Source organism: Nocardiopsis halophila DSM 44494, from assembly GCF_000341245.1.
GTDB lineage: Bacteria > Actinomycetota > Actinomycetes > Streptosporangiales > Streptosporangiaceae > Nocardiopsis_A > Nocardiopsis_A halophila.
Map to the genome: position 1 here is coordinate 36,335 of NZ_ANAD01000223.1, position 13,723 is coordinate 50,057.

The 13,723-nt window shown below is 73.8% G+C and carries 8 protein-coding genes; 3 read left to right on the top strand and 5 right to left on the bottom strand.

From position 1 onward, the window contains the following. Window positions 1–48: 48 nt before the first annotated feature. From D450_RS0124590 to D450_RS0124605, 4 genes are all read right to left on the bottom strand, one after another. Window positions 49–5,082, bottom strand: coding sequence for a DNA repair ATPase (locus D450_RS0124590; RefSeq protein WP_017541283.1), 5,034 nt, complete (start codon window positions 5,080–5,082; stop codon window positions 49–51). 4 nt (window positions 5,083–5,086) lie between these two features. Next, complete coding sequence (locus D450_RS0124595) at window positions 5,087–7,108, bottom strand: flotillin family protein (protein WP_017541284.1); 2,022 nt, start codon at window positions 7,106–7,108, stop codon at window positions 5,087–5,089. Window positions 7,109–7,465: 357 nt separating this feature from the next. Next, complete coding sequence (locus D450_RS0124600) at window positions 7,466–8,107, bottom strand: hypothetical protein (RefSeq protein ID WP_017541285.1); 642 nt, start codon at window positions 8,105–8,107, stop codon at window positions 7,466–7,468. A gap of 71 nt (window positions 8,108–8,178) precedes the next feature. Next, window positions 8,179–9,084, bottom strand: a complete 906-nt coding sequence (locus D450_RS0124605; protein WP_017541286.1) for a DMT family transporter — start codon at window positions 9,082–9,084, stop codon at window positions 8,179–8,181. A gap of 215 nt (window positions 9,085–9,299) precedes the next feature. Here D450_RS0124605 and D450_RS0124610 point away from each other — a divergent pair, with 215 nt between their 5' ends. Both D450_RS0124610 and D450_RS0124615 read left to right on the top strand, forming a co-directional pair. Beyond that, entirely contained in the window at window positions 9,300–9,953 is a 654-nt protein-coding gene (locus D450_RS0124610) for a ClpP family protease (protein WP_017541287.1), read from the top strand. 1 nt (window position 9,954) lies between these two features. Next, window positions 9,955–10,566, top strand: a complete 612-nt coding sequence (locus D450_RS0124615; RefSeq protein ID WP_017541288.1) for a ClpP family protease — start codon at window positions 9,955–9,957, stop codon at window positions 10,564–10,566. Between the two features lie 10 nt (window positions 10,567–10,576). On the opposite strand, the gene D450_RS0124620 is transcribed toward D450_RS0124615, so the two are convergent. Beyond that, the gene (locus D450_RS0124620; RefSeq protein ID WP_017541289.1) at window positions 10,577–10,897 is read right to left on the bottom strand and encodes a helix-turn-helix domain-containing protein; all 321 of its coding nucleotides are present in this window, start codon (window positions 10,895–10,897) and stop codon (window positions 10,577–10,579) included. Between the two features lie 763 nt (window positions 10,898–11,660). Between D450_RS0124620 and D450_RS0124625 the strand changes: the two genes are divergently transcribed. Further along, window positions 11,661–13,673, top strand: a complete 2,013-nt coding sequence (locus D450_RS0124625) for a terpene synthase family protein (protein WP_449289483.1) — start codon at window positions 11,661–11,663, stop codon at window positions 13,671–13,673. Window positions 13,674–13,723: the final 50 nt, after the last annotated feature.

Sequence of the window (13,723 nt, forward strand, 5' to 3'; positions counted from 1 at the left end):
CCCCGGTATCCCAGGGGTGCCCCTCGCCACGGTCACGACCGCCGGCCCCTACGCCCCCTCGGGGCCGCCGAAGCGGCCGGCCGCCTTGGTGATGGCGGTCTCCACCGCCCCCACCTTGTCGGCGAGCAGGCCCACGGCGCCCACGGCCCGGCCGATCGGGTCGTCGCCGTCCCCGGCCAGCGTCTTGGAGCGGACGTAGGCCTCCTTCACCTCGCGCCAGCGCTCGGACTGCTCGGCGGTCATCGTCCCCCGGATCTCCGCCAGCTTCAGCAGGTTCGCCTCGGCCCCGGAGGTCAGGGTCTGCGCCTCGCCCAGGTAGTGGTCGTCGATCGCCGCCTCCAGCTCCTCCTCGTTCATCGCCGGGACGATCTTCTCCGCCAGCCGGTTCATGTTCCGGTACGACCCCTGCAGCCGGTACGGCGGGGCGGGCCGGGGCTCCNACTCCTCCGCCTGGCCCGCCGAGGCGATGTAGGCCTGGTTGTTGGCCAGCACCACCTCCTGCACCCGCAGCAGCCTCCGCAGCACCGCCAGGATCTGGTCCAGCTCCACCCGGGAGTAGAGGTGGGACAGCCGGTCCGGGCGCACCGAGTCGTCCTCCTGGGCCATCCGCACCAGCAGCTCCACGTCCCCGCGGTCCCGGCCGGACAGCGGCGCGAGCACCGGGTTGGAGGTCAGGGCGTTCTCGATGTAGCTCAGCGCGAAGACGTCCTCCTTGCCGGAGAGCACGTCGCCCAGGTTGTACACGTCGGCCCGGTTGGCCAGCATGTCCGGGATCCGGAACCGCTGCCCCTGCTCGGTGTAGGGGTTGCCCGCCATGCACACCGCGAAGCGCTTGCCCCGCAGGTCGTAGGTGCGGGTGCGGCCCTCCCAGACGCCCTCCATGCGGCGCTGCCCGTCGCACAGCGAGATGAACTTCTGCAGCAGCTCCGGGTCGGTGTGCTGGACGTCGTCCAGGTACAGCAGCACGTTGGAGCCCATCTCCAGCGCGAAGTTGATCTTCTCCACCTCCTGGCGGGAGGTGGCGTCCGGGGCCTCGTCCGGGTCCAGCGAGGTGACGGCGTGCCCCAGGGACGGGCCGTTCACCTTCACGAACACCAGCCCCAGCCGGCTGGCCACGTACTCCATCAGCGTGGTCTTGCCGTACCCCGGCGGGGAGATGAGCAGCAGCAGCCCGCTCTGGTCGGTGCGCCGCCCGTCGCCGGCCGCCCCCAGCTGCTTGGCCAGGTTGTCGCCGATCAGCGGCAGGTAGGACTCGTCCAGCAGCCGGTTGCGCACGAAGGAGCTCATCACCTTGGGGACGTACTCCTCGATCCGCAGCCGCCGCCGCTCCGAGGCGATCAGCGCGTTGCGGCGCCGCTGGTACTCCCGGAACGCCGGCACCCGCTCGGCCCGGAACCGCCGGGTGCGCTCCAGGAACTCGTCCAGCCGCAGCTCCAGGCGCCGCCCCGGGAGCCGCGGGTGGGTGCCCAGCAGCCCCTCCACGGTGGCCGACAGCTCCGCCGAAGAGTCGTGCCGGGGCAGCAGCGACCCGCACAGCTCCGCGGCGACCGCCTCCTCCAGGAAGGCGCCCAGCTCCTCCTGCCGTCCCGACGAGGCCAGGTGGGCCCCGATCCAGGCCGAGGCGAGCTGGCGCCGCTCGGCAGTGCCCTGGAGCGCGGCCAGGTCGGCGGCGTACTCCTCGTAGGAGGCGGACGAGGCGCCGCCGAGCGCGCCGCGGAACGCCTCCAGCAGCGCGTGGGCCCCCGCACTGGTGCCGAACCCGGCCCGGCCGGTGCCCAGCTCCTCGAACAGGTACTCGCCCGCGGCGTCCGCCGTGTCGGCCAGGTCCGCCAGCGCCGCCTCCGCCAGGAAGGCCGCCAGCGCCCCGGACAGCTCCGCGCGCAGCTCCGTGATCGCCGACGAGGACCCGAACCCGAAGGTGGAGCGCGCGCGGGCCAGCGATACCGCCCGGGTGCGCCAGGCCTCCCGCTCGCCCTCGCCGGCCCCGAACGCCCAGAACAGCTGGGCGGCCGCGCGCGCCCGGCCCGGGTAGCGCAGCAGCCCCGCCCCCGCGCGCAGCCGCAGCAGCGCCCGCAGGATCGCCTGGGCGTCGTGGTCGTGCACGCCGCGCTCGTAGCCCTCGTCGTAGCGCTCCTCGGCCGCCTTGCGGACGATGTCGGCCAGCGCCGGGCCGCCGGGGTCGCCCGACTCCCGCAGCGCCGCCTCGGACAGCTCCTGGAGGGTGTGCGGGCCGGTCCCCTCCTCGGCCTCGGCCAGCAGCGACGCCGCCAGGTGCTCGCCCCGGTAGACCTGCGCGGTCTCACTGGGCAGCAGCTGGTCCCAGAAGTCCCGGGTGTCCTGGAAGCCGGCGTCGCGCACCGGCCGCCGGAAATCGGTGCCGGTGACGGTCACCGCCATCTCGCCCTCGTGCGGCACCAGCGTCAGGTCGATCGGCTGGGTGTTGACCGCGAACCGGTGCCGCCCCAGGCGCAGCGTCTCGCCGCCGCCCTCGAACAGCTCCAGCCGGTCCTGCAGCGACCGCCCCGCCTCCTGGCGGGCCGCCTTGACGCGCCCCTCCAGCTCGTCGGCGCGCACCTGGTCGCCCAGGGCGCGCAGCTCCTCCGAGGTGGAGCGGAGCTTGGCGACCATCGCGTCGGAGGCGAAGTAGGTGTTGACGTCCTCCACCGACTCCATGGACGCCACCCGGCGCCGCACCCCCGACAGGATGCGCTCGGCCGACTCCACCAGCCGGTCGGCCCGCCGCGCGCGCTCGTCCAGCAGCGCCTGCTTGCGCGCCGAGAACGCCTCGTAGACGTCCTCGCGCTTGGCGGCCAGGTCGTCGAGGAACTCGTCGAACTCCGAGAACCGCGACTCCAGGTTCTCCAGCTGGAGCATGAGCCGCCCCAGCTGCTCGTCGCACCGCTCGGGCGTGTCCGCCGCCGCCAGGGCGCCGGTGACCGACTGGCCGAGCAGCGCGAACTCGGCGGAGAACTCGGCGCGCCCCTCGGCCTCCAGCAGCTCCTTGCGCCGGGCGTCCAGGGAGGCGCGCGCCCTGTTCACCCCGGCCAGCACCTCGCCGACCCGCTCCAGGATGGACGTGCGCACCTGGGCGTCGCCCACCTCCAGGGCGCCCACCACCTGGGTGAGCACCTCCAGGCCCTCGGTCTGGGCGGCCAGCCGTCCGGCGACCTCCTCGGCCTCGGACGCGGCGCCGATCGCCTCGGCGTCGGCGGCCAGCCGGTCCACCTCGGTGTGGTACCCGGCGAAGGCGCCCTCGCCCTGGAGGAACTCCACGGTGCGCCGCCCCGCCTCGTCGAGCTCCTCGCCCAGGCGCCCGTCGAGGGCGTCCAGCCGCTCGGTGTCGATGTGGCGCATGTCCCGCAGCGCGGCCACCCGGCCCTGGGCGCGGCGCAGCTCGGCCAGGCGGGACACCCAGGCGTCGGCGGTGTCCCCGGTCTCCCCGCGGGAGCGGCGCACCAGCCCGAGCAGCTCGGTCTCGGCCTCCTGGAGCGCCCCGGCGGCCTGCTCGGTGAGGGCCTGGACGTTCTCGAACTCCTCCAGCACCTGCTCGGCGGTGGTGCGCACCGCCTCCACCGCCCTGCCCGGGGCGCCCAGCTCCTCCTCGCCCAGCCAGTGGTAGTGGTCGCCCAGCCGGCGGCAGGCGGCGATCAGCGCCTCGAAGACCGCCGCCGAGGGCGACATCTCCTCCACCATGCGGGTCACCGACAGGCAGTCGGAGATGCCGCGCACCAGGTCGGGGTTGCCGATCCGCTCCAGCGGGCCGGTGCCCGCGGGCTGGGCCGCCGCGTGCAGGTCGGACACGAACGGCGTGCGCCACACCTGCAGCGGGTGCACCCGCGTGGGCTCGTCCGAGCCGTTGCGGAACACCACCATGGTGCCGTCGTCGAAGAGCGAGTACCCGTGGCAGGAGATCGGGCTGGCAACCTCCTTGCGGATGACGTTGTAGGGCAGCAGCAGGGTGCGGCCCTCCCGCCGGGCGTGGAAGGCGTAGAGCACGTCCTCGCCGTTGGGGGAGCGGACGGCCCGCTCGAACTCCAGCTCCTCGGTGTCGGTGTCGAAGGTCTTGTGCGCACCGGTGGCCAGGTAGTACCCGCCGGGGAAGATGATCCCCTGGTCCTCGGGCAGGCGGCGGCAGGCCTGCCCGATGCCGTCCAGCCGCAGCACCTCCTTGGTGCGGGTGTTGAACACCAGGTAGCGGTGGTCGGCCTCGTTGTAGGGCAGGATCCGCAGCAGGACCAGCGGCCCCACCTCGGCGTAGCGCACCTCGGCGTCGGCCAGGCTCTGCAGCGGCTCGTCCACCGGCTCGCTGTAGATCCCCTCGCCCACCTCGGTGTTGTTCTCCACCTTGATGGTCAGGTCGCCGCCGACGGTCTCGACGAACACCTTGCCGGCGACGGAGATGTGCGGGTGGCGGCCCTGCACGTGGTCGTCGCGGGTGGTCTCGGTCCAGGCGAAGTCGTGCGAGGCGGGGAAGACGTGGTCGCGCTCGCCGCGGGCGTCCCGGTAGGCCACCTCGCCCTTGGGCGAGACGTCCCAGCGCAGCACCCGCACGTCGTCGGTGCGCGGCCCGGTGCGGAAGACCGCCAGCAGCCGCCCCTCCACGTGGCGCAGCTGCATCAGGCGGGTCTCCCGGTAGTACCGGTACAGCTCGCCGAAGTCGCGCTCGAAGGCCGGGGCGTCCAGCAGCCCGGGGACCCCGTCCCGGCCGGCCTCGGTGAAGGCCAGGCCGCCGCCCTCCTCGTCGCGCTGCACGGCGTGCAGGCTGAACACGTCGCCCACGCCGGTCTCGGGCTTGAGGCCGATGAAGACGTTGTAGCCGAACAGCATCAGCCCGCCGACCGACACGATGTCCCGCGGCACGCAGTTGTTCTCGGTGCGGATGCGCTCGGTGCCCAGCAGCCGCAGCTCACCGGAGCCGAAGACCTCCAGGCGCCGCCGGTTCAGCTCCTCGGCGCCCTCGGCCAGCTCCCGGGCCTGCTGGGAGAGGCGGGCCCGCAGCACCTCGTAGGTGCCCTGGTCCAGTCCGGCGGGGGCCGGCGCGCCCTCCTCGGGCGCGCCGGCGTCGTCGCGGTCCTGTGTCACCGGCTCACCGCTTCACCGGTGCGGCGCCGTTGTCCAGCGCGGCCACGCTCTGCTCGGCCACCCCCATCTCGCGGGCGGTGTCCAGCAGCGAGCGCAGCTTGTCGGAGTCGGGCGCCCCGCCGTCGATGAGCTTCATCAGCAGCGCCGACACCGACAGGTTCTTCACGTCCTCGGTGCCGACCCGGGAGAGCACCCCGGTCAGGTCGGAGGCGAAGTCCCGCTCGCCGCTGAGCCAGTCCCCGGCCAGGGACTGGGCGACGCCGGAGCCGCCGACGAACCCGTCCACGGCCTTGCCCATGCCGACCGCGTTGACCATCCGGTCGAAGAACATGCCGTCGCCGCCGACGATGTTGATGTCGGCCTTCTCCAGGCCGGTGGCCAGCACCGTGGCCTGGGCCTCGGCGACCTGGCGGTGCACGTCGATGCCGGCCAGGCGGACCTCCTTCTCGGCGTCCAGGCGCAGGCGGTACTCCTCGTGCTCGCGGCTGACCTGGTCCAGCGCGGCCATGGCGCCGGCCTTGTCGTTGAGCCCCTCGGCCTCGGCCTTGAGGTTGGCCGAGATGGCCTCGGCCTCGATCGCGGCCTTCTCCCGGGCGACGGCGTTCTCGGCGCGGCCGACCTTCTCCACGGCGGCGGCGTCCTGCTCGCGCACCTGCACCTGGGCCAGGCCCTCGGCCGCGGCCTCGGCCTGCTGCCCCTCGGCGCGCCGGATCCGGGCGCGGGCGTCCAGGTCGGCGGCCTGCTGCCGGGCCTCGGCCAGGGTGAGCTCCTCGGCGGCGCGGTGCTTGGCGGCCTCCTCGGCGGCCTCGGCGGCCTTGATGTCCTTGACCAGGTTCTCCTGGGCCTCGGCCTCGGCCTTGATGACGATCGCCTGGCGCTCGCGCTCGGCCTCCTCGACCGCGCGCAGCTTCTTGACCGACTCCTCCTGCTCGGCCACGGTCCGCTCCACCGCGACCCGCTCCCGGACGACGTCGGCGACCTCGCGCTTCTCGGCCTCGACCTCCTTGTCCTTGGCGATGGTGGTCAGCTCGGTCTCGCGCTCGCGGCCGATGACCTCCAGCATCCGGTCCTTCTCGATGCGCTCGTTCTCCACGGCGATGACGCGCTCGCGGTTCTTCTCGGCGACCGCGATCTCCCGCTGCTGGTTCTCCCGCTGCACACCGAGCTGCTCCTCGGTGCGGATCTCGGCGCTGCGGGACTTGAGCCGCTCCTCGGCCTGGACGCGCTGGGTCTCGGCCTCCTCGCGGGCCTGGATGGTGGAGATCTCGCGCTCGGCGCGGGCCTTGGCCTCGGCCTCCTGGCGCTCCAGCTCGGCCAGGGTCTCGGCGGTCTCGGTGTCGTTGCGCTTGATCTCCTTGTCGCGCTCGTTCTCCAGCTCGTTGGTGCGCCGGTGCTGGATCGCGGTGCGCTCGGTGATCTTGGTGATGCCCTCGGCGTCCAGGATGTTGTCCCGGTCGTGGGCGGTCAGCGGGGTCTGCTCCAGGTGCGCGATGGCCGCGTCCTCGAGCACGTACCCGTACAGGTCGTTGCCGATGACCTCGATGATGCGGTCGCGGAACTGCTTGCGGTGGGTGTAGAGCTCTTCGAAGTCGAAGTGCTTGCCGACCGTCTTGAGGGCCTCCTCGAACTTGGCGTCGAAGAGGTCCTGCAGGTTGTCCTGGCTGCTGGCGTTCTCCACGCCGATGCTCTTGGCGATCCGCAGGATGTCGGACTTCTCGGGGTTCACCCGGATGAAGAACTTGATGCTGATGTCGGCCCGGATGTTGTCCTGGCAGACCAGGCCGTTGCGCCCGCTGCGCGACAAGGCGATGGACTTCTGGGAGATGTCCATGACCTCGGCCTTGTGGATGACCGGGAGGACCACGGCGCCGGTGAGCGAGACGTCGTCGTGGCGGAACTTGTTGATGATCAGCGCCTCGCCCTGGCGGACCTTCTGGAACATCTTCAGAAGGACCACCGGGACGAGCACGGCGATGAGCAGGAGGACGGCGATGAGGACACCGCCGCCGATGCCGATGGCTTCCATGCCGAGGGGATCTTTCTACGTGCGGTTGCGTCGTGCGGGGCGCCGGTGAGCGGGGACGGGGGCCGGGCACGGTGCGCCGGACGGCGCCTGCGGGGCACCCGGCGGGGCCGGGCGTCCGCTGGGTGGTTCGTTCGGTCGTCGTGCGGTACTGCGTGCGGTCCACGGGGAACGCGGCCGTGCGGGCGCGGGGGTGCGCGCGGTTCCGCCCGGTGCGTCCTCAGGCCCTCCGACGCGGTGCGGGGCCGACCGGTTCCCCGTGCGGCCGGACCAGGCCGGGGACCACCGTGAACGCGCAGGTCGTCGGGGACGCGTCGGCGGGAATGCGGAGGGCCGGGAGGGGGTGGAGGGCGCGGGCGGTCAGCCCTCGCCGGGGTCCAGGGCCTTGTCGTAGCGCGAGACGCGGTAGAGGCCGCCCTCGGCGTCGTGGTCGAAGATGAGCGCGGTCTCCCCGGACTCCAGGAGCTCGCCGCCGATGGTGCGCACCTGCACCGTCATGCTGGAGCCGTCGTCGAAGACCACCTCGGCCTGGCCGAAGCCGTCGTCGACCCGGCCGGTGCGCACCGTGCAGGTGCGCCCCACCAGGTCGCCGCCGGTGCGCACGCGGGCGGTCCCGGGCAGCAGGCGCCGGACGCCCACCGCCACGGCGCTGGTCAGGCCCCAGGCCACCATCACGGCGATGACCAGGACGAGCAGGGAGGCGGCGATCATCAGCGGGGTGGACAGTCCCAGGAAAGCGATCACGACGTATCCCACCAGTGAGGTGAACCAGGCCAGGGCGATCAGCAGGGACAGGGAGACGGTGGCGGGCAGACCGCCCAGCCCGGCGGCGGCGAGCACGCCGGCCAGGCCGCCGGGGGCCTCGCCGTCCCCGGCGTCGCCGTCGAGCAGACCGATGTCGAGCACGCCCAGCAGCGCGGTCAGCCAGTAGCCGACCACGACCACCAGCGGAATGCTGAAGAGCACCGTCGGGAAGGCGAACGCCGCGTTGAAGAACCCCATGTCCTGCCCGGATGCCCCCTGACGTGGTCGGCCGCATCCGGGCGGTTCCCGGGCGGTGCGCGGCGCCGATCCTATCGGCCGCGGGCCCCGGACAGCGGCGGGGTGGGATGGTATGTCCGGGTTCGGCCAGGTCGGAAGGGGGTGGCCAGCAGGGCGATGCCGTACGCGGCCAGCAGTCCGCACAGCACCGCGACCCCGGCGCCCGGCAGGCCGCCGGAGTAGGTCTCGCCCATGAACGCCACGCCCACCACCGAGGCCGCCAGCGGGTTGGCCAGCGTGGTCACCCCGAGCGGCGCGCCCAGCTCCGCGCCCTGGTAGGCGGCCTGGGCCAGGAGCAGCCCGGCGGCGGCGACCAGCGCGGTGCCGGCCGCGGCCGGGTGGAACAGCGCCGCGGCGCCGTCGGTCCCGGCGGCGGCGATGGCGGTCTTGGCGGTGGCCGAGGAGACCCCGAAGGCGATCCCGGCGGCGGCCGCCAGCAGGTGGCTGCGCCAGGCCGCGGACGGCACCCGGCCGGCGGCCCAGGCCAGGGCGGCCAGCAGCGCGGCGGTCCCGCCGGCCACCGCGGCCGAGACGCCGGGGCCCATCGGCCGGCTCCGCCCGTCGGTCACCGCCACCGCCAGCAGCACCGCCAGCGCCAGCACGGTGAGCAGCGCCCCGCGCCATTCGCGCGGCGCCACCCGCCGCCCGGCCAGCCGCGCCGACCAGGGCAGGCCGAACACCAGCACCAGCACGCCCAGCGGCTGCACCACGGTGAGCGGGGCGAAGGCGAGCGCCCCCACCTGGAAGGCGGCGCGGCCCCCGTTGAGCACCGCCGAGCCCCACCACAGGGGGTGGCCGAGCAGGGCGGCCAGCGGGCGGCGCCCGGTCAGCGGCCCGGGGACGGCGACCGCGAGCCGGCGCTGGGCGACCGCGGCGGCCGTGTAGCAGGCGCAGGAGAGCACCCCGAGGACGACACCGAACCAGACACCGATCGACATGGGACGAGCCTTTCGGACATTCTTCGCGGCGGCGTCCTCCCAGAGGCGACAACCGGCCTACGCCCTGTGCCGTACCCGCCGTCGCCCCCTCGGCCGGGCTCTGCCCGCAGCAGATCTCCGCAGGGCAGAAACCGTGGCCCCCGCGGCCGCCGGCCGCGCACTGTTGAGGCACCGGCGGAGCACGGGCCCGCCGGACGGAAGCGAGGAGGAGGACGATGCTCACCAACGAGGCGTCCGAGGCCGCCCCCGCAGGGGGGTTCGGCGACCACGTGCTGACGGGGCTGCTGCACGGCCGGATCGTGGTGCTCGGCGCGGAGATCGACGACGCCGTGGCCAACCGGGTGTGCTCCCAGCTGATGCTGCTGGCCTCCGAGGACCCCAAGCGCGACATCACGCTGCTGATCAACAGCCCGGGGGGCTCGATCAGTGCGGGGCTGGCCGTCCACGACACCATGCGGTTCATCCCCAACGACGTGTCGACGCTGGTCATGGGGTCGGCCTACAGCATGGCGCAGGTGCTGCTGTGCACGGGGACGGCGGGCAAGCGCTACAGCCTGCCCAACGCGCGGATCATGATGCACCAGCCCTCCGGCGGGCTCGGCGGGACGGCCGCCGACATCGCCATCCAGGCCGAGAACCTGGCCCACACCAAGAGGACGGTGCAGCGGCTCATCGCCGAGCACTCAGGGCAGTCGGAGGAGACCATCGCCGAGGACCAGCGGCGGGACCGCTGGTTCACCGCCCAGGAGGCGAAGGAGTACGGCTTCGTTGACCGGGTGGTGCGCAGCGTCGCGGAGATCGGCGGGGAGACCGCCCGCCGGTTCGGGTTCGGCGTGGCCGCGGGGGCCGTGAAGACGGGAGGGAAGTGAGATGGCGCAGAGCTACACGATCCCGACGGTGGTCGAGCGGCGCCCGGACGGCGAGCGCGCCTACGACGTGTTCAGCAGGCTGCTGTCGGAGCGGATCGTCTTCATCGGCACGCCCATCGACGACGGGGTGGCGAACGTGGTGATGGCCCAGCTGCTGCACCTGGACCACGAGAACCCGGACCGGGACATCCAGCTCTACATCAACTCCCCGGGCGGGGCGAACACGGGGCTCACGGCGATCTACGACACCATGCGGTTCGTCCGCGCCGACGTGGCGACGGTGTGCATGGGGCAGGCGGCGTCCGCGGCGGCGGTCCTGCTGGCGGCGGGGGCCCCGGGCAAGCGCGCGGCCCTGCCGCACGCGCGCGTCCTGCTGCACCAGCCGTCGGCCGAGGGCCAGGGGACCGCGGCCGACCTGGAGATCCAGGCGGCGGAGGTCCTGCGGATCCGGGCCCAGGTGGAGGAGATCCTGTCCCGCCACACGGGCCAGACGACCGAGCGCCTGCGCGAGGACACCGACCGCGACAAGATCTTCACGGCGGAGGAGGCGCTGGAGTACGGCCTGATCGACGGGCTGGTGACCGCGAGGGACCTGGCCGCGCGGGCGGCCTGACCGGTGGCCCTCAGGCGGCGAGCATGACCGCCTGGTGGCCGCCCCCGACGCCGGGGCCCTGGGCCGGGACCACCGGGGAGGACGCCAGTTCCATGTGCATTGTGCCGACCAGGTCGACCAGGCGCAGGCCGAGCGCCTGGCGGATCGCGGCGAGGACCTCCGAGGAGGGCTCCTTGCGTCCGCGCTCGATCTCCGAGAGGTAGGGCAGCGACACCTGGGAGGCCTCGGCCACCTCCCGCAGGGTCCGGCCCTGCTCCAGGCGGGTCCGGCGCAGCATGGCGCCGACCAGGTCGCGCATCAGGGGTTCGTCCTCGGGGACGCGTTCGGTCACGGCTGCCTCCCGGCGTCGGCGGACGTCGCTCGGCTTCCGAACATAGTGCGCCCGGCGCGGACCCCGCCACGGCCGTCAGGGCGGTTCCGCGCCGGGCGTAACCCGGAGGGCTGCGGACCCGGTACCCGTCCGCAGCCCCCGCGCCCCGCGAGGGGTCAGGGGAGGCGCCCGGTCTGAGGGAGGTGGGCCGGGCGCCTCCCGGGGCGGGCCGACCCTGTCGACCATGACGGAAATGAAAACCATTTTCAATAGATGTTCCGTGTGACCCGGGCCATTCCCGGGCGGTCCGGGGCCGGGGCGCCGCCCTTCACGTTTCGGCGGTCGGGGCGGTGTCGGATGGCCCCCGGAACGGGGGAGCGGACGTCCGGAACCCGGTGGGCAAAGGGGGCAAGCCTCCATGAACCCGGGCGGTCCGCGACGGATTCGCCCTGCGCCCGGGACTCCCGGCCGCGACCGTGCCTAGGCTGCCTGCGAAGCGGCGCGCCCCGGCTCACGGTCGACGAGAGAGGCCCCCTCAGTGATGGACGCCTTCGAGCTGCCCTCCTTCTACCTCCCGTATCCGGCCCGCATCAATCCGAACCTGGAGGCCGCGCGCGAGCACAACGCCGCGTGGATCCGGCGCGTCGGGCTGCTCGATGCACCGGCCCCCGGCGCCTCCGGCGGGACCGGCCCGGTCTGGAACGAGGCCGCCGTGGCCGCCATGGACGTCCCGCTCCTGGCGGCCTACGCCCACCCCGACTGCGACGCCGCCACCCTCGCGCTCATGGCCGACTGGTACAGCTGGGCGTTCTTCCACCGCGACGACGCCCGCGCCCGCTTCCGCACCGCCGGGGACCGTCCCGAGGCCCGCGCCCACGTCGCCCTCCTCGAAGGCGTGGTCGACGGCAGAGCGGCGGATCCGCCCGAACAGCCCGGGGAAGCCGACGAGGCCGACACGGACGGGGGCGGNCTGGCCGACCTGTGGGAGCGGACCGCGCCCGCTCTGCCCGAGGGCCTGTGCGACCGCTTCACCGCCGACCTGCGGGGGGTGATCGCCGACGCGCTGCGCGAGGCCGACCAGCGCGGACGCACCCCCAACCCGGTCGAGCACCTGCAGGACCGGCGTGCCGGGGGCGGCGGCCTGTTCTGCGCCGACCTGGCCGAGTACGCGGCCGGTGCGGCGCTCGGCGCGGCCGCGCAGGGGCGCGCCGTCCGGGTGCTGCGCGAGGCCTTCGCCGACGCCGTGCACCTGCGCAACGACCTGTTCTCCTACCGCCTGGACGCCGCCGACGGGCGCCGGGACAACGCCGTCCAGGTCTACGGCGGCTTCCTGGGCTGCCCGACGCAGGAGGCCGCGGAGCTCGTCAACGACCTGCTCACCTCGCGGATGGTGCAGTTCGAGGACACCGCCGTGGGCGAGCTGGCCGAGGGGGTGGCCGCGGCCGGCGGCCTTCCCGGCGAGGCGGCGGCCGCGGCCGCGCTGGCCAAGGCACTGCAGGACTGGCAGGCCGGAGGGCACGAGTGGCACGCGGCCACCGCCCGCTACACGGGGGACCCCTCGCCGCGCCCGCCCGCGTCGGCCGGCGGGCCGACCGGACTGGGCACCTCCTCGGCGCGGGTGCCGGCGCTCAACCTCGACTTCTCTCCGGGGCTGCGCCGCCGCGCCCGCAGGCACGGGCACGAGATCTACCCCGAGACCGGGCACCTGCCGCTGCCGGACATCCCGATCCACTACCCGCTGCGGATGAGCCCCCACCTTGATGCCGCCCGCGAGCACTCGCTGGAGTGGGTGCGCTCCATGGGCATGCTGGACGAGGTGCCCGGGGTGGGCGCCGTGGTCTGGAGCGAGGAGAAGTTCACCGGCTACGACCTGGCCCTGTGCGCGGCCGCCATCCACGCCGACTCGTCGCTGGAGAAGCTGGAGGTCTCCACGGACTGGTTGTGCTGGGGTACCTACGGCGACGACTACTACCCGCTGGTGTACGGCGCCCGCCGGGACGTGGCGGCGGGCCGGCTCTCGCACGAGCGGCTGGGCGCCTTCATGCCCCTGGACCTGGGGCTGGTCCCCGAGCCGCTGGACCCGATGGAGCGCGGGCTGGAGGAGCTGTGGCGCCGGTCGGCGGCCCCGCTGCCGATGGCGGCGCGCGAGGCGTTCCGCACGTCGGTGCGGGAGATGACCGCCAGCTGGGTGTGGGAGCTGGACAACCAGGCCGCGAACCGGGTCCCCGACCCGGTGGACTACCTGGAGATGCGGCGGCGCACGTTCGGGTCGGACATGACGATGGGCCTGGCCCGGATGGAGGGCGCGGGGGACGTCCCTCCGGAGGTGTTCGTCACCCGGACGGTGCGCGAACTGGAGACCTCCGCCCAGGACGTGGCGTGCATCCTGAACGACCTGTTCTCCTACCAGAAGGAGATCGAGCGCGAGGGCGAGCTGCACAACATGGTCCTGGTGGTGGAGAACTTCCTCGGCACCGACCGGATCACCGCCCGGGACGCGGTCGCCGACCTGCTGCGGGTGCGCCTGGACCAGTTCGACCGCCTCGACCGCGAGGGCCTGCCGGCGCTGTTCGAGGACATGGGCCTGGACAACCGGGCCCAGGACGCGCTGCGGCGCTATGCGGACCTGATGAAGGACTGGATGTCGGGGATCCTGCACTGGCACCGCGAGGTGGTCCGCTACCGCAAACAGGACCTGGCGAGCGAACCGGCCCCGAGAAGGGCCGCCATGGACCTCGCAGCCAGGGCGGCGACCCGCATCCCCTCCGGCCCCCCGGTCCCGGGCGCGATGCGCTGAAGACGGCAGGCCCCGGTGGCACTGCCTGCCGCCCGCACCGACACCCTTGT